Here is a 20,814-nt window from a genome sequence, read left to right on the forward strand (position 1 = left end):
AGTCCCGGTGTCTCCGGTCTACTTGGCGCACACCTGCTTGTCAGCTGCTACCTTCTCCAGATCCTTCGGCGCCTTTGCCGGTCCGGTGACGGGCACCCCCGCGCCCTTGAAGTCGGCGCCGAGGACGAGCGTCATGGGCTCGCGTACCCCGGCGTCCTGTGTGCCCGGCTTGAGAGCCGAGGCGGGCAGGCCCATCATGTCCGCGAGCTTGCGGGCCTGATCGGCCTGGTTCGGTGCGTACGTGAGCGTGGTCTTCGCCGCCTTCTCGGGGGCGTTGCTCCGGTTCGTCGAGCGGGTCACCCCCTGCTCGTTCTGCAGCCAGTTGATGGTCGACTGGGCCGCGCCGCGGACGCCGCTGCCGTTGTAGACGTCGACGCGCACCTCGGCGGCGGTGGACCGCGCGCCCTTGAGGAGCGCGGCCTGCGCCTGCGACTGGGCGTTCTTGGCTTCCTGCTGCTGCTTCTTCACCTCGGTGAGCGAGGTGTCGGACTGCAGCATCGCGAACAGCTGCGGTGCCTTGACCGGGTCGGGGACGACCGTCGCCCTGATCTTCTCGGCGGGGTTGTCGATGACCGGCAGGGTCGTGAACGCGATGTTCTTGGTGTCGATCGAGGACAGCTCGCCGGCCAGGTCCTGCAGCTTGGTGAGTGAGCCTATGCCGGAGTCGACGGTGAGCGCGCTCGTCGCCGCGTTGGCGAGGTCGAGGAGCTTGCCCGGGTCCGTCAGCGTGTCGTCCGACTTCATCTGGCGGATCATCGAGCTGAGGAACTGCTGCTGGACCTTGATGCGGTCGAGGTCGCTCTCGTTGCCGAAGCTGTGCCGGGTGCGGACGAAGGCGAGGGCCTGCTCGCCCTGGATGACGGACTCGCCGGCGGGCAGCTTCAGATGGGACTTCGAGTCGTTCACCGGCTTCTCGACGCAGACCTTCACGCCGCCGATGGCCGTCGTCATCTCCTTGACGGCGTTGAAGTCCGCCATCATGAAGTGGTCGACCTCGACGCCGGTCAGCTCCTTGACCGTGCGCATGACGCAACCGGCGTCACGGCCGTTCTGGCCGAGGCTCACGTTGAAGCGGACGTCCTGCTCGGCCGGGATCGTCTTGATGCTCTTGTCGGGCTGGCGCGTCTCGCACTCGGGGATGTTCGTCTTCATGTCGCGCGGGATGGAGAGCGCGGTGGCGTTCGTCCGGTCCTTGGAGACGTGGAAGAGGATCGTGGTGTCGGCGTGGCCGGGACTGTTCTTGTCGCCGTAGCCCGCGTTGCCCTCGCCGGTGCGCTTGTCGGTGCCGATGATCAGGATGTTGAAGGCCTTGCCCTTGGCGAAGCCCTCGCTGGCGTTCTTGCCGACGACCTCGACGACGTCGAGGTTGCCGTCGAGCTTCTTGTACAGGGCGTACGCGCCGGCCGCGCCGCCCACCAGGACGAACGCCATGGTGCCGCCGGTCCACAGGAGGACCTTCTTCTTGCGGGAGGCGCCCTGTTTGCGCTTGCGGCGGCCCTGGGAGGGGATCTGGCCGGTTCCGGACTGTTCCGGGGCGCGGCGGCGGCGCTGGCCGGGGACGGGTGCCTCGGTCGGCGCGGGTGTGGCGGGGGAGGGTCTGCGGGTGTGGGCGGGGGCCTGCGGCTGCCCAGCGGAGCGGTCCAGTCGCAGTTCGTAGTTGCCCGTCTGCGGGTTGAGAACCCACTGGTCGGCGGGGTCGATCTCGTCCGCCCGTCCACGGCTGTGCGCGTCCACGGTTACTCGAATCCTCCGTCGGTGCCACGCGAGGCGCCTCCCCCACAGGGCGCCGCTCTCTCGGTCGTTCGATCCTTGGTGAGTGCGACGACCACATGGTCGGGGTGCACCGGATCGCGTCACACTATCCGCCCAGTTCAGCGTGGGGCGACGTCCGTGACAAATTCCACGCCGCTTACAACCGGACAATTTGCCCAAACCTCATCGCTCCCCACCCTCCCCTTGAGTAGCCCTTTACTCGCCGACCCCTTCCGGCACCGCTACGCGCACACCGCCTCCGCCGCGTTCCGCCCCGTGAAGGTGGGCGTCGGCGAGGGCGCCTGCGCGTCGGCGTCGTCGGGCTTGCCGTCCGTGTCGCCGCCCGTGTTCCCGCCCGTGTTCCCGTCCGTCTTTCCGTCCTCGGGGCTCGGCGCCACCACGACGGGCCGGTCCTCCCGCAGCTGCTTGAAGAGCTGACTCGCCGCCGGCTGCACCAGTTCGTCACGGTTCGCGTCGTATGTGTACGAACGCCGGGGCACCGTGAGGAACTGCACCTTCTCCGTCGGTACGGACCGCATCGCGCGCGCCAGGTCGTACAGGTCCCGCAGCGAGTCGAGCCCCGGGTCCGTGGTGATCGCCTTGGTCGCCGCGTCGAGGACCGGGTAGAGCTTCGTCGGGTTGAGCAGCACCCCGTCGCTCTGCACCTTGTTGACGAGCGCGCCGAGGAACTGCTGCTGGCGGTCCATGCGTTCGGTGTCGCTGCCGTTGCCGATGGACTTCCGCGCCCGCACGAAGCCGAGCGCCTGCTCGCCGTGGAGCGTCTGGCGGCCCGCGGGCAGCTTCAGGTGGGCGTCGGCGTCGTTCACGGGCTCCTTGAGGCAGATCTCCACGCCGTCCACGGCGTCCACCATCTTCTTGAAGCCCCGGAAGTCGATCACCATGTGGTGATCCACCCGGATCCCGGTCAACTTCTCGACCGTACGGATCGTGCACGCCGTACCGCCGAACTCGAACGCCCAGTTGAACTGCGCGAACTGCTCGCGGGTGCGGGTCCCGTCCGGCTTGCGGCAGCTGGGGATCGTCACCATCAGGTCGCGGGGCAGGGACACGGCGGTCGCGCTCGCGTTCCCCGCCGACAGGTGCAGCAGGATCGTCGTGTCGGAACGCTGGGTGCCCTTGTCCCGGCCGTACTTCGTGTTCCCCGCGCCGGCCCGCGTGTCCGAACCGATGAGCAGGATGTTCCGGGCCGTCGAGGTGCCCGCGGGCGGCCGCTCCTTCTCGTACCTCCGCAGCTCGTCGGCGGCCGTGGTGTCCGTCGTGATGTTGCCGTCGAGCTTCCGGTAGAACCACCACCCCACCCCGGCCGCGGCCAGCACCACCACCGAGACGCCGAGCGCCGTCCACCGCAGCCAGTGCCGCTTGCGCGGCGGCTCCTCCGGCGCGCCGGAAGCCGTCCCGTCCTCTGTGTCCTCCGCTGCCGCCGGGTCCGGTTCGGCGGGCGTGCCTGCGCGGTCCGTCACGTCTGGGTCCCGTCCTTCATGGCGTCGGCGGCGCGCCGGGCGGCCACCGGTCGTGGAAGGAGACGGCCGAGCCCGACACATGGTTCTGCGGAAGGAGTCGACTCCCCCCGGCCGATCATGTACCGGACTCGGCGCGGGCACCCGGGAACAGGGCGCGGTGCTAGGCCAAACGTGTCTGCGCCGTCAGCGCGAGGTGTGGGTGACCCGCTCGCTCTCCACGCGCTTCTCCAGGGCCTCGCCGCCGAGCCGGTCCAGATGGCGGCAGAGGACGACGGAGGCGCCGGAGGCGAGCGGGGCGTAGAGACCGGAGGAGAGGCCCTGCCAGTCGGTGTAGTCGAGGCCGGAGAGGAGGCGGGAGCCCGGGGCGAGGCCGAGGGCGGCGGCGTCCGTGCGGGCCCGCTCGACGAGCTGGGCGGCGCTGAGTTCCGTACCGTCGACGACGAGGGCCGCGGCCTCCGGATCGACCGGCACGAACGGGGCGAAGCGGTCGCCCTGGCTCGGCACCTCGACCGCGTAGTCCGCGTACCCGGCGGGCGCGGCGGGGAAGCGGCGGCCCAGCGGGGCCAGGGAGAGCGCGATCCGCTCCCCGGAACAGGCGAGACCCGCCTCCAGGGTGTCCGGACCCGCGACCACCACGTCGGCGTCCGAGGGGTCGCCGCCGAGCTCCGCGGTCACCCCGACGGACGAGCAGGCCAGCAGCCAGACGGCCGTCTGCCAGTGCGCGGGGAGCAGCAGCGCGAGCCGGTCGCCCGGGGCGGCGGACAGCTCGCCCTGGAGCAGGTTCGCGGTCTTGGCCACCCAATTGGCGAAGGTGGCGACGGACAATTCCACGCGCTCACCGGTGGCGTCGTCGTAGAAAGTGATCAAGGGGCGGCCCGGATCCGCGGCGAGCGCGGATCGCAGCAGGTCGGCGGGGGTGCGGTCGCTGGCGTTCACGCCGGACAGCGTACGCGGACGGGCGCGCCGGGTCCGCCGTACCGGTGACGCCGTCCACCGGTCGGCCCGACGCCCCGTCAGTTTCCGGACGGGTTCCCGGCGCGCGGAACCTCCCCGCCCTCCGCACGATCGGCCTATGCGTGCCTCACTCGCCTCCTCGATCGCCGTCACCTGCGCGGCGGTGCTCGCCCTGCCGGTCTCCCTCGCCGCCCCCGCCGCGGCCACGGCCCTCGCGGCACCCGAGCTCCCCAAGGCGGTCTCCGCGCTGCCGTCGACGGCCCCCGCCGGAACGGGCGGGGACGCCACGACGCCCGCCCTGCCGTCGACGGCCCCGGCCCCAGCGCGCGAGGGCACCACGACGCCCGCCCTGCCCCCCGCGCCCGAACTGCCGGGCTCCACCCAGTCCCTGCCGCTCGGCCCGCCGGCCGGTGCCACCCGGGCGCTGGGCGACGGGCCGGCCGGCGCGGACGAACAGGGACTCACCCGGCGCGACGTCAGGCCCTTCTCGCTGGTGGGCGTCGTCTGGGACGATCCGGCCGCCCCCCTGCACGGCACCGTTCAGGTTCGCACCCGGGCCACCGGCGGCTCCGCCTGGTCGCCCTGGCAGGACGTCGAGACCCACAACGAGGAACACGGCGCCGACCCCGACACCGCCGAAGGCACCACCCGCGCGCTCCGCGGCTCCACCGCCCCCCTCTGGGTCGGCGACTCGGACGGCGTCGAGATCCGCGTACGGGGCGAGGAGCCCCTCCCCACCGGCCTCCGCCTCGAACTCGTGGACCCGGGCGAGGCCCCGCCGGCCCCGCCCGCCCCGCAGGACCCGGCGGACCCGTGGAGCCGTACGGCCGCGGCCCCGGCCGTCCCGGACACCGCCGCCGCCCCGGAGACCCCGGCCGCCCCGGCCATCGCGGCCGCCCTGAGCGCCCCCGAGGCGGCGGCCAGCGCGGTCAACTCCCAGCTGGCGGCGTTCGGGGCGGGCTGGATCCCGGCCCTGTCGAAGGAGAAGACGGAGCTCACGGTCCGGCAGCTCCCGCCCCGCCCGCCGCTCGGGCGCCCCCTGGCCGGGAAGGCGCCCGCGGCGAACGCGGCGGCGAAGCCGTTCATCGGCCCCCGCCCCAAGATCATCACCCGCAAGGGCTGGGGGGCGGACGAGCGGCTCCGGGAGAAGGGCTTCGTGTACACGAAGACGATCAAGGCCGCGTTCGTGCACCACAGCGCCACCGGCAACAACTACAGCTGCCGCCAGGCCCCCGCCGTCCTGCGCGGCATCTACCGCTACCACGTGAAGAGCAGCGGCTGGCGGGACTTCGGATACAACTTCGCGGTCGACAAGTGCGGCAACATCTACGAGGGCCGCGCGGGCGGCGTGGCCAAGCCGGTCCTCGGCGCCCACACCCTCGGCTTCAACACCAACAGCATGGGCATCGCCGTCCTCGGCACCTACAGCCGCAGCAACCCGCCCGCCGCCGCCCTCACCGCCGTCGCCCGCCTCACCGCCTGGAAGCTCGGCCTGCACGGCGTCAACCCCAAGGCCCCCGCCTACCTCGTCTCCGGCGGCGGCAACCGCTACCGCAAGGGCAAGACCGTCCGCTTCAACGCCATCGCCGGCCACCGCGACGGCTTCGCCACCGAATGCCCCGGCCTCCGCCTCTACAACAAGCTCTCCACCGCCCGCACCACCTCCGCCAAGTACCAGGGCCGCCGCTGACCCCACCCACGCCCCGCCCCGAGAGCCCGGCCCCCGCTACCCTCGAACCATGGCCGGCCGCTTCACACCACGACCCACCCGCACCACCGTCCGCGGCGGCGACATCCCCCTCACGCACAGCCACGCACCGGCCGACGGCCAGGACCTGGACCTCGCGCTCACGCTCGGCCCGCTGCGCCGCGGCCCGGCCGACCCGACCTTCCGCACGACGCCCGACGGCTCGTTTTGGAGGGCGACGCGCACGCCGGACGGCCCGGGAACCCTGCGGGTCCGCGCGGTGGGGGGACGGATCGAGGCGGAGGCGTGGGGGCCGGGGGCGGGCTGGCTGCGGGAGACGCTGCCGGCGCTCCTCGGGGCCGAGGACGACCCGGCGGCGTTCGTCCCGCGCCACAAGCTGCTCCTCGCGACCCACCGCCGCCGCCCCGGGCTGCGCCTGACGCGTACGGGTCTGGTCCTGGAGTCGCTGATCCCCTCGGTCCTGGAACAGAAGGTGACGACGCACGAGGCCTACGGCGCCTGGCGCGTACTCGTACGGAAGTACGGCGACCCGGCTCCCGGACCCGCCCCCGACGGCATGTACGCGATGCCCGACGCCCGTACGTGGACCCAGATCCCCTCCTGGGAGTGGCACCGCGCGAACGTCGACGGGAAACGTTCCGCCACGATCGTCCGCGCGGCCAGGGTGGCGGCCCGGCTGGAGGAAGCGGTGCTGATGGACCCGCCGGACGCACGCGCCCGCCTTGAGCTGATCCCCGGCATCGGCCCGTGGACGAGCGCCGAGACGATCCAGCGCAGCAACGGCGCCGCCGACGAGGTCACCACCGGCGATCTGCACCTCCCGGGCATCGTCGGCTGGGCCCTCGCGGGCGACCGCACCGCCGACGACGCGGCGATGCTCGGCCTCCTGGAGCCGTACGCGGGCCAGCGCCACCGCGCGGCTCGCCTCATCCTCCTCAGCGGCCGCGTCCCGCCCCGCCGCGCCCCCCGGATGACCCCGGGCGACATCGCGCACCTCTGACCACCGGCCGCGCCCGCCTCAGCGCACCTCGATGAACCCCCCGGCCGTCCGCTCCGGCCGGTCCTTCGGGGCCGTCGCGGCGTGGCCGATGGCCACGGCGCCGAGCGGGTCCCAGGACTCGGGGAGCGAGAGGACCTCGCGGACGACCTCGCGGCAGAACATGGTGGAGGAGACCCAGGCGGAGCCGAGGCGCTCGCCGGCGAGGGCGACCAGGAAGTTCTGCACGCCGGCACCGGCGGCGACCAGGAACATCTCGCGCTCGGCGGCGTCCCGGCGGGGATCGCCGTAGTGGTGGGAGCCGTCCATGACCAGGCAGGGGACGGCGAGGTACGGCGCGTTGCGCAGGACGTCACCACGGCGGACGCGCTTGGCGATGGACTCCTCGGACTTCCCGTCACGGCGCAGGTCCGCGATCCACGCGTCCCGCATGGCGTCGAGGAGACGCAGCCGCGACTCCGGCGATTCGAGGAGGACGAAACGCCACGGGGTGGTGTGGTGCGGGGCCGGCGCGGTGACGGCGGCGGCGACGGCCCGGCGCACCGAGCCGGGGTCGACGGGCGCGTCGGTGAACTCGCGCACGGTCCGGCGCAGCGTGAGCGCCTCCCGTACGGCCTCCGAGGTGCCGAGCCGGAACATGTCGTCGGCGGCGCCGCGCACCAGGGCCCGGGCACCCGGCTCCTCGTCGTCGGCGACGACGTGGGGGAGACCGCGGACGACGGCGACGGGGAGGCCGGCGGCCTTGCCCTTCACGAGGTCGCCGGCGGCCGCGAGTTCGTCGGCGGTGGCGACGATCGTGGCGCTGAGCGGGTTGCCGTGGGCGTCGGTGCCGCCGCGGAGGTCGTCGAGGACCCGGACGCCGGCCGCGCCGATGGCGACGTCGGTGAGGCCGGAGCGCCAGGGCCGGCCGAAGGTGTCGGTGATGACGACGCCGACGTCGACGCCGAGGGCCTCGCGCAGGCCGGTGCGGATGCGGCGGGCGGAGGCGTCGGGGTCCTCGGGCAGCAGGAGGACGGTTCCGGAAGGGGTGTTGGAGGCGTCGACGCCGGCCGCGGCCATGACGAGCCCCTGCCGGTTCTCGACGATCCGGAGCGTGCCGCGCCGCGCCACCACCCGTACCGTCTCGGCGTCGATGGCCTCCTCGCGGTCGTCGGCGGCGATCACCCGCCCCTCCGCCTTGCTGACGATCTTCGACGTGACGAGGAGGACGTCACCGTCGGCGAGTTCGGGCGACACGGAGGCGATCAGCTTCGCGAGGTCGTCCCCGCCGGCCACCTCGGGCAGCCCGGGCAGGGCCCACACCCGGTAGGACGGGGACTGGGACGCGGAAACGGCGCTCACGCGCGTACCTCCTCGGCGAGCCGCAGGGCCTCGCGGGCCATCTCGGCGGTGGCGTCGACGTCGGTCATCATCAGCGGTACGGCGCGGCAGCGGATGCCCGCCGCCTCGACGTCCGGCACGGCACCGGCGTCGACGGTGTCGACGAGCCAGCCGTCGACGAGCTCGGATCCGTAGTGCCGGGCCACCGCGGCGGCCGTGGACTCGACGCCGACCGCGGCGAGCACCTTGTCGGCCATGCCGCGCACGGGCGCGTCGCCGACGATGGGGGAGAGGCCCACGACCGGCGCCCCGGCGGCGACGACGGCCTCGCGGATGCCGGGCACGGCGAGGATCGTCCCGACGCTCACGACCGGGTTGGACGGCGGAAAGAGGATGACGTCCGCCGCGGCGATGGCGTCGAGGACGCCCGGCGCGGGCTTCGCGGTCTCCGCGCCGACCGGCACGATCGCCTTCGCGTCCACGGAGGCCCGCAGCTTCACCCAGTACTCCTGGAAGTGCACCGCACGCTGCTCGCCGTCCACCTCGATCGCCACATGGGTCTCGACGCGGTCGTCGGACATGGGGAGGAGGCGTACGCCGGGCTGCCAGCGGGCGCACAGCGCCTCGGTGACGGCGCTCAGCGGGTAGCCCGCGCCGAGCATCTGCGTACGGACGATGTGCGTCGCGAAGTCGCGGTCGCCCAGGCCGAACCACTCGGGTCCGACGCCGTACGCGGCGAGCTCCTCCTTGACGGTGAAGGCCTCGTCGAGGCGGCCCCAGCCCTGTTCCTCGTTGATGCCACCGCCGAGGGTGTACATCACCGTGTCCAGGTCGGGGCACACCTTCAGCCCGAAGAGATGAATGTCGTCACCGGTGTTGCCGATGACCGTGATCTCCGCGTCCGGCACGGCCCGCTTGAGGCCGCGAAGGAAACGAGCACCACCGATACCACCGGCCAGAACCACAATGCGCATGCGGACAGTCTGTCAGCCGAAGGCTGATCGTATGAGGGGTGGTGGTCGGGCGACGGGCGGGACTGTCAGGCCACGATCATCCTGGGGGCTTCCGGGGCGAGAGTGGCCGGAGAGCACTGGGCCTGGAGCGACTCGTGCATCGGCATCTCCGTCAGGCCGGGGAAGTAGACGTGCAGGCTCACGGCCGGTTCGAGCGAGCCGTTGACGACCTCGTGGACGTACCCGGGCGCGAAGACCTGCTGCGAGCCCCCGGTGAGCTTCCGTACGCCCCGGTCCGTACGCTCCGTCAACTCGCCCTCCAGGACGGTGAGGACGCCGGAGGAGAGGCCGTGGTCGTGGAGCCCGCTGCCCTGGCCGGGCACCCAGGAGAGCAGCCACACCTCGTAGCCGGGGCCGGTGCGCAGCCGGTGGTACCAGCGGGTGGTGGCGTCGTACTCGACGTAGGGCGCCCACTGGGAGCGGTCGTCGGCGATCGAGCGCGCGAGGCCGGCGAACTCGGCCACGGTGACGGGGTGCGCACGCTCGGGCTGGAGGAGGTGCGGGACCTCGAGGATGTCGCCGGCGATCTGAAGGTCGCTGTCCATGTTCATGGGGTGGGGAGGTTCCTCAGCAGAAACAGAAGCGGTGGGGGGTCACGGGAAGACGTGACGCGAGTGACGCAGGGTGACGCTGGGAGAAGAAGCTGGAGCTCTACGGCATCAACAGCTGGAACAACAACAGCAACAGCGCGCCTGGACAGCGCGGCGGAACCCACGGGCGTGGGTCGCGGCGGGCGCTGTGGTCGCTGGCATGCCACCAAAGGTGGCGGCAAGGGCACCCGACTGTCAACTCAATGCCCGATTTGGCGGCAATGTTTCACCTCATCCGGTTACAGTGCCCGGAGAAAGGTTTGTTCAGGCGCGGACCAGGACAGATGGCGCATCAGCCGTGCCCGTAAACATGACGGCGCCCGCGAGATCGGCTCCGGCCGATGATCACCCTCCGTGACCGGAATGTGATCCGGGTCGCTTCCATGGCTGGATCGCAACAAGATCCAAGTCTCGGACGTCCTTCCCTGTGAGGGGCGTGCCGCACGGCCAAGCCGGTGGCATGTGTCACGTTTTTTGGTGATTTGAACACTTTCCGCATAGGCTTGGTTCCGCAGAGTGAATACGGGGCCCAATAGCAGATCTCCGCTTGACTCGCACAGAGCACAAACTTGTAATTTCACTCGTGTCGTTCGGCCGGGTTCGCAACGGCAACACCACGGGGACGCACAGAACAGACGAGGGGCGCACATGACCGAGTTGTTCCAGGAACTGCTGGTCGAGGACGCGGACGAGGAACTCGGCTGGCAGGAGCGCGCGCTGTGCGCCCAGACCGATCCCGAGTCCTTCTTCCCCGAGAAGGGCGGCTCGACCCGCGAGGCCAAGAAGGTCTGCCTCGCCTGCGAGGTCCGCTCCGAATGCCTCGAATACGCCCTGCAGAACGACGAACGCTTCGGCATCTGGGGCGGCCTCTCCGAGCGCGAGCGCCGACGCCTGAAGAAGGCCGCCGTCTGAGCGGCACCCCGCCCCGGACCCCGTCCGGGCCCCCCGCGCCACGGCGCGCGCACCACGACACGGCGAACGGTCCGCCCCCTGTGCTCCATCCACAGGCGGCGGACCGTTCTGCGTGCTCTGTCCACAGGCCTCGTCCACAGCGGTCGTCCACAGGGGCGGACCGCCCCGCGCGCAGCCGTTAGTGTGGGCCTCCGTCCGAGACGCACCCCACGCCCTTCGCGGGCGACCCCGGCCGGAGGGCCCGTAGCTCGATGTCCTCGACTCCTGAGTTTCCGCGACACGTCGTCACCGCCGTGCTCGTCACCCACGACGGCGCCCGCTGGCTGCCCGACGCCCTCGCCGGGCTGCTCGCGCAGGAGCGGCCCGTGCAGAACGTGATCGCGGCCGACACCGGCAGCGCCGACGACTCGGCGCAGCTCGTCGCCGACGCCATCGGCGACGACCGCGTCCTGCACCTCGCCCGCCGCACCGGCTTCGGCACCGCCGTCGAGGAAGCGGCCCGCACCGCACCCGTACTCGGACCCGAGGACCTGCCCTACCTCAAGCGCCCCAGCGGCTGGGACCCCGTCAGCCGGACCTGGAACGACGACGCGTACGAACTCCCCGAACTCCCGCACGGCGAACCGGTGCAGTGGCTCTGGCTGCTCCACGACGACTGCGCCCCCGAGCCCGGCGCCCTCGCCGAACTCCTGCGCGTCGCCGACTCCGACGCGGACGCCGCCGTCATCGGCCCCAAGCTGCGCGGCTGGTACGACCGCAAGCAGCTCCTGGAGACCGGCGTCTCCATCGCCCGCAGCGGCCGCCGCTGGACCGGACTCGACCGCCGCGAGCAGGACCAGGGCCAGCACGACCAGATCCGCTCCGTCCTCTCCGTCTCCACCGCCGGCATGCTGATCCGCCGCGACGTCTTCGAGGGGCTCGGCGGCTTCGACCGCCGCCTGCCCCTCATGCGCGACGACGTCGACCTGTGCTGGCGCGCCCACTCCGCCGGCCACCGCGTCCTCATCGCCCCCGACGCCGTCCTGCGGCACGCCGAGGCCTCCGCCCGCGAGCGCCGCACCGTCGACTGCGCCGGCCGCACCGCCCGCCCGTCGCCCGACCGCCACCCCTCACGGACGCGCTTCGCGCGCATGAGCTCATCCCCGCACCGGGTCGACAAGGCCGGCGCCGTCTACACCCTGCTGGCCAACAGCCGCGGCGCCGCCCTCCCGTACGTCCTGATCCGACTCGTCGTCAGCACCCTCCTCCGCACCCTCGCCTACCTCGTCGGCAAGGTCCCCGGACAGGCCGTCGACGAGGTCATGGGCCTCTTCGCCACCCTGCTGCGGCCGGAGAAGATCCTCGCCGCCCGCAAGCGCCGCAAGAACCCCGTCGTCCCCGCGAGCGAACTCCGCCCGCTCTTCCCGCCGCCCGGCGCCACCGTCCGCGCCGCCGCCGAGCAGTTCACCGCGAACTTCGGCAGCGGCGAGGCCGATTCCGGCTCCCGCCACGGCGTCGTCGAGTCCGGACCCGGCGGTGACGACGCCGACTACCTGGAGATCGAGCAGTTCGCCCGGCTCAAGAAGATCGCCCGCAAGCCCGGGCCCGTCCTCTTCGCCCTGCTCCTCCTCATCTCCCTCGTCGCCTGCCGCAACCTCTTCGCCGGCGGCTCGCTGGCCGGCGGCGCCCTGCTGCCCGCCCCCGACACCGTCTCCGGCCTCTGGTCGCGGTACGCCGACGCCTGGCACGCCCTCGGCACCGGCGGCACCCAGAGCGCCCCGCCCTACCTCGCCGTCCTGGCCGCGCTCTCCGCCCTGTTCCTCGGCTCCACCTCCACCGCGCTGACCCTGCTCCTTGTCTGCTCGGTCCCGCTCGCCGGCTTCACCGCGTACTTCGCCGCCCGCGGCATCGTCGAGTCCCGGCTGCTGCGGGCCTGGGCCGCCATCGCGTACGCCTTCCTGCCCGCCGCCACCGGCGCCCTCGCCGTCGGCCGCCTCGGCACCGCCGTCCTCGCGATCCTGCTCCCGCTGATCGCCCGCGCCGCCGTCGCCGCCCACGGCTTCAACCGGCCCGACCGCGGCAGCTGGCGCGCCACCTGGGCGTACACCTTCCTGCTCACCTTCGCGATGGCGTTCACCCCGATCGTGTGGCCGATCGCCGTCCTCCTCGGCCTCGGCGTCCTCGCCGTCCGCCGCACCGACCTCACCGCCTACGGGCTCCGTTTCCTCGCCGCCGTCGGCACCCCGCTGCTCGTCCTCGCCCCCTGGTCGCTCTCCCTCCTGACCGGCCCCTCCGCCTTCCTGCGCGAGGCCGGCCTCGACGTCCGCACCGGCACCGCGGGCGCGCTCGACCTCCTCGGCACCAGCCCCGGCGGCCCCGGCACCACCGGCGGCCTGCTGCTCATCGGCCTCGTCCTCGCCGCCCTCGCCGGGCTGCTGCGCGAGGACCGGCAGTTCGCCGTCCGCGCCGCCTGGGCCGCCGCCCTCGCCGGCCTCCTCTTCGCCGCCGTCTCCAACGGCGCCGGCGGCACCGGCTGGGCCGGACCCGCCACCCTCGTCTACGGCGCCGCGCTCCTGGCCGCCGGCATGATCGGCGCCGAGGGCGGCCGGACCCGCGTCGCCGCCCACGGCTTCGGCTGGCGCCAGCCCGTCGCCGCCCTCATCGCCCTCGCCTGCGCCCTCGGCCCCGCCGTCGCCGCCGCCGGCTGGATGATCGGCGGCGCCGACGGCCCGCTGACCCGCCGCGACCCGGTCCAGGTCCCGGCCTTCGTCGCCGAGGAGAGCGGCACCCGCGACCAGCCCCGCACCCTCGTCCTCGGCGGCACCACCCCCGGCGAGGTCGCGTACACCCTGGTCCGCGGCTCGGGCGCCCGTCTCGGCGACGGCGAGCTCGCGGCCGCCGCCGAGGACGACCAGCGCCTCGACCAGGTCGTCGCCCACCTCGTCGCCGGCTCCGGTGCCGACCAGACGGAGGAGCTCAGCGGCTACGCCATCCGCTACGTCCTCGTCCGCGACGGGGCACCCCGCCAGGTGAGCCGCGTCCTCGACGCCACCCCCGGCCTCAGCCGCCTCAGCCAGCTCGACGGCAGCGCGCTCTGGCGCGTCGACCGCGAGATCGCCCGCGTCATGATCGTCCCGCCCGCCGCGAAGACCGGCGACGCCCCCGCGAAGACCGGGGACACCGCGTCCAAGCCCGGCGACACCACCGCCAAGCCGGTCGCCGTCGCCGCGGGACCCGTCGAGGCCCACACCACCGTCCCGGCCGGCCCCGAAGGCCGCGTCCTGCGCCTCGCCGACCGCGCCGCCGACGGCTGGACCGCCACCCTCGACGGCAAGGAACTGCCCCGCACCACCGTCGACGGCTGGGCCCAGGGATTCCAGCTGCCCGCCCAGGCGGGCCGCCTCGACCTCACGTACGACGAGCCGCTCACCCACACCGCGTGGATCTGGGCCCAGGCCGGCCTCGCCGTCGTCCTGCTCGTCCTCGCCCTCCCCGGCCGCCGCCGCGAGATCGACGACGACCTCCCCGAGGAGGAGCTCGCGATCCCCGCCCAGGCCATCGACGGCGACGGCCGCCGGGCCCGCCGCCTGCGCGCCGCCGCCGAAGCCGAGGCGGAGTCCGCGGAGACCCCGGACCACGAGCCCGCCGCGATCCCCGAGCAGCAGACCCACGAGCCCGCCGACTGGGATCCCGGCCACGACCCCGCCCACGCCCAGCCCCAGACGGCCCAGCCCTACGCCGACCAGGGCTACTACCAGGAGTACGCGGCCGACCCGTACCAGCAGCAGCCGTACGCGTACCCCCAGCAGGGCTACGAGCAGCAGCCGTACCCCGACCAGGGCTACGCGGGACAGCAGCAGTACGCCGAGCAGCAGTACCCCGGCCAGGGCTACGAGCAGCAGCAGTACGACCCCCAGCAGTACGACCAGCAGGCGTACGACCCGTACGGCTACGGCTACGGGCACCCCCAGGGCCACGAGACCGAGCAGCGTCCCGACGGGAGCAGCAACCAGTGAACCGCACGACCCTCTCCCTGATCGCGGGCGCCACGGCCCTCGCCGCCGTCACCGGCTTCGCCGCCCTCACCGCCCCGGCGGGCACCGCCGCACCCGAGGCGAAGGCCCCCACCCGCCTGCCCGTCGAGCGCGCCGGCCTGGTCTGCCCGGTCCCGAGCACCTCCGAGGTGGCCGAGACCCTCTACACCTCGTACACCCCACCGAGCACGGGCAAGAGCACGGGCACGGGCGCGAGCACCGGCTCAGGCTCCGGCTCCGGCAAGGCCGAGCAGCCCACCGCCCGGCTGGCCCCCGCCGCGAACGCCACCCCCGCGGGCGGCAGCAGCAAGGGCGGCAAGCAGCCCAAGGCCCCCAAGGCCCCCGCCACCGTCACCACCCCCGGCAAGCCCGTCACCGCCGAGGCGAACGGCCCCGCCGCGCCCGCCCTCACCGGCGCGGCCACCGGCACCCTCGCCCCCGGCTGGACCGTCCAGCAGACCACCGTCGTCGAGGCGGGCGGCGCGCGCGGCCTCCTCGGCCTCTCCTGCGGCGCCCCCGACACCGACTTCTGGTTCCCCGCGGCCTCCACCGCGAAGGAGCGCCAGGACTACGTCCACCTCACCAACCCGGACGACACGGCCGCCGTCGCCGACATCGAGCTGTACGGCCCCGAGGGCGCCCTGAAGTCCCAGTTCACCGAGGGCATCCCGGTCCCCGCCCACTCCACGGTCCCGGTCCTCCTCTCCACCCTCACCGGCGAAGGCGCCAAGCCCGACGTCACCGTGCACGTCACCACCCGCAGCGGACGCGTCGGCGCCGCCATCGGCTCCGCCGACGAGAAGCTCGGCAGCGACTGGATCGCCGCCGCGGCCGACCCGGCGAGCACCGCCGTCCTCCCCGGCATCCCGGCCGACGCCACCTCCGTACGGCTCGTCGCCTTCGCCCCCGGCGACGACGACGCCGACCTGAAGGTCCAGCTGGTCACCACGTCCGGCACGATCGTCCCGGCCGGCGCCGGCTCCCTCCACGTGAAGTCGGGGATGACGGCCTCCGCCGACCTGCCCGACCTCACCCGCGGCGAGGCGGCCTCCCTGGTGCTCAGCCCGAGCGACCCTAAGAAGTCCACCCCGATCGTGGCCGCCCTCCGGGTCGTCCGCGGCAAGGGCGCCGACGCCGAGGTGGCCTTCATCCCGGCGACCGCGGCCATCTCCGCCCGCGCCACCGTCGCCGACAACCGCGCCAAGGCCGCGACGCTCTCCCTGACGGCCCCCGGCGCCGCCGCCCAGGTCAAGGTCACCGCCTCGGCCGGCTCCGGCGGCGGCAGCCCGGTCTCCCGGACGGTCACCCTCAAGGCGGGTACCACCACCGCCCTGACCGACCTCGTCCCGCAGGGCCTCAAGGGCTCCTACGCGCTCACCGTCGAACCGCTCTCCGGCGGCAAGGTCTACGCGGCCCGCACCCTCGCCGTCCCCCAGGACGGCATCCCGATGTTCACCGTCCAGACCCTCGTCGACGACCGCGGCACCGTCGAGGTCCCGTCCGCCCACCAGGACCTCGGCGTCCTGGACTGAGGCCGGGCGGGTCCCGGTACGGGTGACGCGAGGGCCTCAGTCCTGCCCGTACCGGGGATCGACCGACTCGGGGGAGAGCCCCAGGAGCTCGGCGACCTGCTCCACGACGACCTCGTGGACCAGGAGCGCCCGCTCGTCCCGGCTCTTCGAACGGATCTCGACCGGCCGCCGGTAGACGACCACCTTCGCGGGCTCGTCCTTCTCTGCGGGCAGGGAACCGCCCAGCGGCACCGTCTCGCCCGACACCGACGGCGGCACCTCCATGACCATGAAGTCGACGTCCGCCAGCTGCGGCCAGCGCCGCTCCAGGCGCTCCACCGAATCGAGCACCAGGTCGCGGAAGGTGTCCGCGCGGCTCGCGGAGAGCGGGACCTGCGGCGGTGCGACCGGTCCCCGCATCCCGCGGCCGTGCCGGTCGCGGCGGCGGACCCGAGGCTCCGCCGGGGGCCCGGCGGCGGGTTCCGTGGGGCGCTGCGAGGGGCTCGGCGGCACAGGACTGTCCATCACTGACGCAGCGTAACCCTCATCGGTCCCCGCGCACCGTGGGACGGGCTCGCTCCCTCTCCAGGCGCCCCCGTACCACCCCCACCACGGCTGTCGAAACCTGAACATTCCGGCCAACCCCCCGCCCGATTCCACGGCCCGTCACGATCGGCCATCTGGCCCTGGTTGACCGGATTTGTATCCCCCGCTGTCCGGATCACTCCCTGCCCGCACCCCCCTGTGATCCCTCCCGCGCAGGTCAGAGCCGCCGCCGCGAGAACGCCGGTGGCGGAGGTCACACCGCGACACGGTGGAGTGACCTGAGGGAGAGTCGTCGCGGCCCGGTCAAGAGTGCGGTACCGTCCAACGTCGTGAGCCCTGTACGTCGCTGTTCGCGCACCGCGTGCGGCCGCCCTGCCGTCGCGACACTGACGTACGTCTATGCCGACTCGACTGCGGTCCTCGGCCCGCTCGCCACCTACGCCGAGCCCCACTGCTACGACCTGTGCGCCGAGCACAGCGAGCGCCTCACCGCCCCGCGCGGCTGGGACGTGGTGCGGCTCACCGATCCCTCCGCCCCCGCCCGGCCCAGCGGCGACGACCTCGAAGCCCTGGCCAACGCGGTCCGCGAGGCCGCCCGCCCCCAGGAACGCGCCGCCGAATCCGGCGCCAAGGGCATCGGCGGCCGCCCCGGCGATCCCATGGAAGTGGGCCGCCGCGGCCACCTCCGCGTCCTCCGCTCCCCGGACAACTGACGCACCCGGTGCCCCCTCGGCGGCCGGATTCCGGCCCCGCCGCCCCCGGACCGTCCAAGCCCTGACACCGGCCGGTTCCCGGCAGGCGTGGCCACCCCAGGCCATGGCACGCTGTGTCCGCCCAGGTAGTTTGGGCGTCCTTGCACAACGCGCCGCAACCGCGTGCCGAGAATTCAGGAGGGTGGATCCGTGACTGTCGATCTGTCGCAGATCGTGAAGGCGTACGACATCCGCGGAGTAGTACCCGACCAGTGGGACGAGAAGCTCGCCGAGCTCTTCGGCGCCGCCTTCGTGCGGGTGACGGACGCGGACGCCATCGTCGTCGGCTACGACATGCGCCCCTCGTCGCCCGGCCTCGCGAACGCCTTCGCGCGCGGCGCGGCCCGCCTCGGCGCCGACGTGACCCTCATCGGGCTCTGCTCCACCGACCAGCTGTACTTCGCCTCCGGCAGCCTCGGCCTGCCGGGCGCGATGTTCACCGCGTCCCACAACCCGGCCCAGTACAACGGCATCAAGCTGTGCCGCGCCGGCGCGGCCCCGGTGGGCCAGGACACCGGCCTCGCGGACATCCGCGCGCTGGCCGAGGAGTGGTCGGAGAAGGGCGCCCCCGAGGCGGCCGAGAAGCAGGGCGAGATCACCGAGCGCGAGACGCTCGACGACTACGCGGCCCACCTCAAGGGCCTGGTCGACCTGACCGCGATCCGCCCGCTGAAGGTCGTCGTGGACGCGGGCAACGGCATGGGCGGCCACACCGTCCCGACCGTGTTCGCGGGCCTCCCCCTGGAGACCGTCCCGATGTACTTCGAGCTGGACGGCACGTTCCCGAACCACGAGGCGAACCCGCTCGACCCGAAGAACATCGTCGACCTCCAGGCCCGTGTGGTCGCCGAGGGCGCCGACATCGGCCTCGCCTTCGACGGCGACGCCGACCGCTGCTTCGTCGTCGACGAGCGCGGCGAGCCGGTCTCCCCGTCCGCGATCACGGCCCTGGTCGCCGCGCGCGAGCTGGCCAAGCACCCCGGCGGAACGATCATCCACAACCTGATCACCTCGTGGTCCGTGCCGGAGGTCGTCCGCGAGAACGGCGGCGAGCCGGTCCGTACCCGCGTCGGCCACTCCTTCATCAAGGAGGAGATGGCGAAGAGCGGCGCCATCTTCGGCGGCGAGCACTCGGCGCACTACTACTTCAAGGACTTCTGGAACGCGGACACGGGCATGCTCGCCGCCCTCCACGTCCTCGCCGCCCTCGGTGGCCAGCAGGGCACCCTGTCCGACCTGGTCGCCGCCTACGACCGCTACGCGTCCTCCGGCGAGATCAACTCCACCGTCGCCGACCAGGCCGCGAGCACCGCCAAGGTCAAGGCCGCCTACGCCGACGTCGAGGGCGTCAGCTTCGACGAGCTCGACGGCCTCACCGTCAGCTCCGCCGACTGGTGGTTCAACCTCCGCGCCTCCAACACCGAGCCGCTCCTGCGCCTCAACGTCGAAGCGCGCGACGAGGCCACCATGGCCACCCTCCGCGACGAGATCCTCACCCTGGTCCGCGCCACCTCCTGACGCCCTCCCAGGCCCGGAGACCAGCGTCCGCCGCCCCCACCCCCATCAGGGGGCGGGGGCGGCGCCGTTTCCACCCCGCAGATCCACCCCACCGGTCGCCGACCCGCGCACCCCGTTTCCCGGCGGTAGGCTGACCTGGCCCGAAGGGCAGCACCACCACCGTTTGTTCGAAGGGACACCCCATGCCGCTCGAAGCCGGCCTCCTGGAGATCCTGGCCTGCCCCGCTTGCCACGCTCCCCTGAACGACCGCACGGCGGACGAAACCCCCGAACTCATCTGCACCAGCCCCGACTGCGGCCTCGCCTACCCGGTCCGCGACTCCATCCCCGTCCTCCTCACCGACGAGGCCCGCCGCCCGGCCTAGGGGCCACACCGGTACGGGGCTCCGGCCCGCGCCACGGGTGACGGGAACAGGTCCGCAGGGGACGTGCACCACCCCGCGCGAGGCATCCGCCCCGCACAAGCCGAAACGCACGAGCACGACACTCGACGCGCCCCGGCCCAAGGCCGGACACGGAACACCCCCGCTCAGACCGGAGGCACCGCCACATGCTCGACGAGACCCTCCTCGACGCACCGGACGCACTCGCCCTCGCCGACCGCCGCGGCCTGCTCCGCGGGGCGGCGGAGGCCGGAGCACGGGTGCGGACCGCCGCCCGCCACGCAGCGGAGGCGGGCATCGCGGACCTGAGGCCGGAAGGCCGACCGCGCGCGGTCCTCGTCGCGGGCCCCGGCACCGCCGCCGCGGGCGTCGCGGATCTGATCGGCGCGCTCGCGGGAGCCTCCGCCCCGGTCGTACGGCTGAAGCCGACCGGTGTCGCACCCGCCGCGGGCGCCCTGCGGTGGGCGCTGCCGGGCTGGGCCGGATCCGTGGACCTGCTTCTGCTGCCGACCACGGACGGCTCGGAACCGGGCCTCGCACTGCTCGCGGAGCAGGCGTACCGCCGCGGGATCACGGTCGTCGCCGTGGCCCCGAAGGCGTCCCCGCTCGCGGAGGCGGTGAACGGCTCGCACGGGCTCTTCGTCCCGATGGCCGTCGCTCCGAACGAGACGCCGAACGAGTACGGCGAGAACCTCGCGGCCAGCACCGGCGCGCTGTGGGCGCTGTTCACCCCGCTGCTCGCGCTCCTCGACCGCGTGGGCCTCCTCGAAGCGCCCCCGGAGGAACTGGAGAAGGTCGCCGACCGGCTCGACCGCACGGCGGAACGCTGCGGCCCGGCCATCGCCACCTACGGCAACCCGGCGAAGACCCTCGCCGCCGAGCTCGCCGACTCGCTGCCTCTCATCTGGACGGAGGGGACCGCGGCCGGCCCGGCCGGACGCCGCTTCGCCGCCGTCCTCGCCGAGCTCGCGGGACTCCCCGCGCTGGCGGCGGAGCTGCCCGAGGCGCTGCCCGCGCACGGCGTCCTCCTCGCCGGCGACTTCGCGGCGGGCGCGGACCCCGACGACTTCTTCCGCGACCGCGTCGACGAACCCCAGGCCCTCCGCACGCGCGTGGTCCTGCTCCGCGACCGCCCCGGAGGCGACGGCGACCGTCCGAGCACCGTCCTGACCGCCGCGCCCGCGGCCCGCGAACTGGCCCTCAGCCACGAGACCGCCATCAGCGAACTCGAGCCGGAGGAGGGCGGCGACTTGGAGACCCTCGCCGAACTCCTCGCCGTGACCGACTTCGCGGCCGTCTACCTCTCCCTCGCCACCGCCGGCATCCTGCCGCCCCCGACACCGCGCTGAAAGAAAGCTGGAAGA

The 20,814-nt window shown here is 73.5% G+C and carries 16 protein-coding genes; 9 read left to right on the plus strand and 7 right to left on the minus strand.

Going from position 1 to position 20,814, the window contains the following annotated elements:
• Positions 1 to 18: 18 nt before the first annotated feature.
• The 3 genes from ACZ7G1_RS23365 to ACZ7G1_RS23375 all read right to left on the minus strand — a co-directional run bounded on the left by ACZ7G1_RS23365 (position 19) and on the right by ACZ7G1_RS23375 (position 4,169).
• Positions 19 to 1,734, minus strand: a complete 1,716-nt coding sequence (locus tag ACZ7G1_RS23365; RefSeq protein WP_470877346.1) for an LCP family protein — start codon at positions 1,732 to 1,734, stop codon at positions 19 to 21.
• Positions 1,735 to 1,994: 260 nt separating this feature from the next.
• Positions 1,995 to 3,233 (minus strand): LCP family protein, encoded by a 1,239-nt coding sequence (locus tag ACZ7G1_RS23370; RefSeq protein ID WP_470877345.1) that lies wholly within the window; start codon positions 3,231 to 3,233, stop codon positions 1,995 to 1,997.
• A gap of 183 nt (positions 3,234 to 3,416) precedes the next feature.
• On the minus strand, positions 3,417 to 4,169 hold the full coding sequence (locus tag ACZ7G1_RS23375; protein WP_470877344.1) for a TIGR03089 family protein: 753 nt from the start codon (positions 4,167 to 4,169) through the stop codon (positions 3,417 to 3,419).
• A 136-nt stretch (positions 4,170 to 4,305) separates the two neighbouring features.
• Here ACZ7G1_RS23375 and ACZ7G1_RS23380 point away from each other — a divergent pair, with 136 nt between their 5' ends.
• Together ACZ7G1_RS23380 and ACZ7G1_RS23385 are read left to right on the plus strand one after the other, a co-directional pair.
• Entirely contained in the window at positions 4,306 to 5,877 is a 1,572-nt protein-coding gene (locus tag ACZ7G1_RS23380) for a peptidoglycan recognition protein family protein (RefSeq protein ID WP_470877343.1), read from the plus strand.
• 49 nt (positions 5,878 to 5,926) lie between these two features.
• A complete protein-coding gene (locus ACZ7G1_RS23385) occupies positions 5,927 to 6,895 on the plus strand; it encodes a DNA-3-methyladenine glycosylase family protein (protein ID WP_470877342.1) in 969 nt (322 codons plus the stop codon).
• 18 nt (positions 6,896 to 6,913) lie between these two features.
• Here ACZ7G1_RS23385 and ACZ7G1_RS23390 read toward each other — a convergent pair whose 3' ends face one another.
• The 3 genes from ACZ7G1_RS23390 to ACZ7G1_RS23400 form a co-directional block, all read right to left on the minus strand.
• Entirely contained in the window at positions 6,914 to 8,233 is a 1,320-nt protein-coding gene (locus ACZ7G1_RS23390; RefSeq protein WP_470877341.1) for a coenzyme F420-0:L-glutamate ligase, read from the minus strand.
• Positions 8,230 to 9,186 (minus strand): 2-phospho-L-lactate transferase, encoded by a 957-nt coding sequence (gene cofD, locus ACZ7G1_RS23395; RefSeq protein WP_470877340.1) that lies wholly within the window; start codon positions 9,184 to 9,186, stop codon positions 8,230 to 8,232. The genes ACZ7G1_RS23390 and cofD overlap by 4 nt, the downstream gene beginning before the upstream one ends.
• 65 nt (positions 9,187 to 9,251) lie before the next feature.
• Positions 9,252 to 9,776 (minus strand): cysteine dioxygenase, encoded by a 525-nt coding sequence (locus ACZ7G1_RS23400; protein ID WP_470877339.1) that lies wholly within the window; start codon positions 9,774 to 9,776, stop codon positions 9,252 to 9,254.
• A gap of 687 nt (positions 9,777 to 10,463) precedes the next feature.
• Here ACZ7G1_RS23400 and ACZ7G1_RS23405 point away from each other — a divergent pair.
• The 3 genes from ACZ7G1_RS23405 to ACZ7G1_RS23415 all read left to right on the plus strand — a co-directional run bounded on the left by ACZ7G1_RS23405 (position 10,464) and on the right by ACZ7G1_RS23415 (position 16,272).
• Entirely contained in the window at positions 10,464 to 10,727 is a 264-nt protein-coding gene (locus tag ACZ7G1_RS23405; RefSeq protein ID WP_015033978.1) for a WhiB family transcriptional regulator, read from the plus strand.
• Between the two features lie 251 nt (positions 10,728 to 10,978).
• On the plus strand, positions 10,979 to 14,722 hold the full coding sequence (locus ACZ7G1_RS23410; protein WP_470877338.1) for a glycosyltransferase family 2 protein: 3,744 nt from the start codon (positions 10,979 to 10,981) through the stop codon (positions 14,720 to 14,722).
• Complete coding sequence (locus tag ACZ7G1_RS23415; protein WP_470877337.1) at positions 14,719 to 16,272, plus strand: DUF5719 family protein; 1,554 nt, start codon at positions 14,719 to 14,721, stop codon at positions 16,270 to 16,272. The genes ACZ7G1_RS23410 and ACZ7G1_RS23415 overlap by 4 nt, the downstream gene beginning before the upstream one ends.
• Before the next feature lie 36 nt (positions 16,273 to 16,308).
• Here the strand turns inward: ACZ7G1_RS23415 and ACZ7G1_RS23420 are convergent, their stop codons facing one another.
• Positions 16,309 to 16,776: a metallopeptidase family protein gene (locus tag ACZ7G1_RS23420; RefSeq protein ID WP_470877525.1), complete on the minus strand. Its 468-nt coding sequence runs from the start codon at positions 16,774 to 16,776 to the stop codon at positions 16,309 to 16,311.
• 299 nt (positions 16,777 to 17,075) lie between these two features.
• Here ACZ7G1_RS23420 and ACZ7G1_RS23425 point away from each other — a divergent pair, with 299 nt between their 5' ends.
• The 4 genes from ACZ7G1_RS23425 (at position 17,076) to ACZ7G1_RS23440 (ending at position 20,799) form a co-directional block, all read left to right on the plus strand.
• Complete coding sequence (locus ACZ7G1_RS23425; protein ID WP_470877524.1) at positions 17,076 to 17,510, plus strand: DUF3499 domain-containing protein; 435 nt, start codon at positions 17,076 to 17,078, stop codon at positions 17,508 to 17,510.
• 189 nt (positions 17,511 to 17,699) lie between these two features.
• Positions 17,700 to 19,067 carry a phosphomannomutase/phosphoglucomutase gene (locus ACZ7G1_RS23430; RefSeq protein ID WP_470877336.1) on the plus strand — a complete coding sequence of 456 codons (1,368 nt, stop codon included), beginning with the start codon at positions 17,700 to 17,702 and terminating at the stop codon, positions 19,065 to 19,067.
• 182 nt (positions 19,068 to 19,249) lie between these two features.
• Positions 19,250 to 19,432 (plus strand): Trm112 family protein, encoded by a 183-nt coding sequence (locus ACZ7G1_RS23435; protein WP_376488566.1) that lies wholly within the window; start codon positions 19,250 to 19,252, stop codon positions 19,430 to 19,432.
• A 185-nt stretch (positions 19,433 to 19,617) separates the two neighbouring features.
• Entirely contained in the window at positions 19,618 to 20,799 is a 1,182-nt protein-coding gene (locus ACZ7G1_RS23440) for an SIS domain-containing protein (RefSeq protein WP_470877335.1), read from the plus strand.
• Positions 20,800 to 20,814 lie beyond the last annotated feature (15 nt).

This window comes from Streptomyces sp. NPDC037273 (genome assembly GCF_055603625.1).

Excerpts from the sequence above, each read along its gene's own strand:
- ACZ7G1_RS23380 (WP_470877343.1), top strand. The coding sequence starts at position 4,306 with ATGCGTGCCTCACTCGCCTCCTCGATCGCCGTCACCTGCGCGGCGGTG.
- ACZ7G1_RS23385 (WP_470877342.1), top strand. The coding sequence starts at position 5,927 with ATGGCCGGCCGCTTCACACCACGACCCACCCGCACCACCGTCCGCGGC.
- cofD (WP_470877340.1), bottom strand. The coding sequence starts at position 9,186 with ATGCGCATTGTGGTTCTGGCCGGTGGTATCGGTGGTGCTCGTTTCCTT.
- ACZ7G1_RS23400 (WP_470877339.1), bottom strand. The coding sequence starts at position 9,776 with ATGAACATGGACAGCGACCTTCAGATCGCCGGCGACATCCTCGAGGTC.
- ACZ7G1_RS23405 (WP_015033978.1), top strand. The coding sequence starts at position 10,464 with ATGACCGAGTTGTTCCAGGAACTGCTGGTCGAGGACGCGGACGAGGAA.
- ACZ7G1_RS23410 (WP_470877338.1), top strand. The coding sequence starts at position 10,979 with ATGTCCTCGACTCCTGAGTTTCCGCGACACGTCGTCACCGCCGTGCTC.
- ACZ7G1_RS23420 (WP_470877525.1), bottom strand. The coding sequence starts at position 16,776 with ATGGACAGTCCTGTGCCGCCGAGCCCCTCGCAGCGCCCCACGGAACCC.
- ACZ7G1_RS23435 (WP_376488566.1), top strand. The coding sequence starts at position 19,250 with ATGCCGCTCGAAGCCGGCCTCCTGGAGATCCTGGCCTGCCCCGCTTGC.
- ACZ7G1_RS23440 (WP_470877335.1), top strand. The coding sequence starts at position 19,618 with ATGCTCGACGAGACCCTCCTCGACGCACCGGACGCACTCGCCCTCGCC.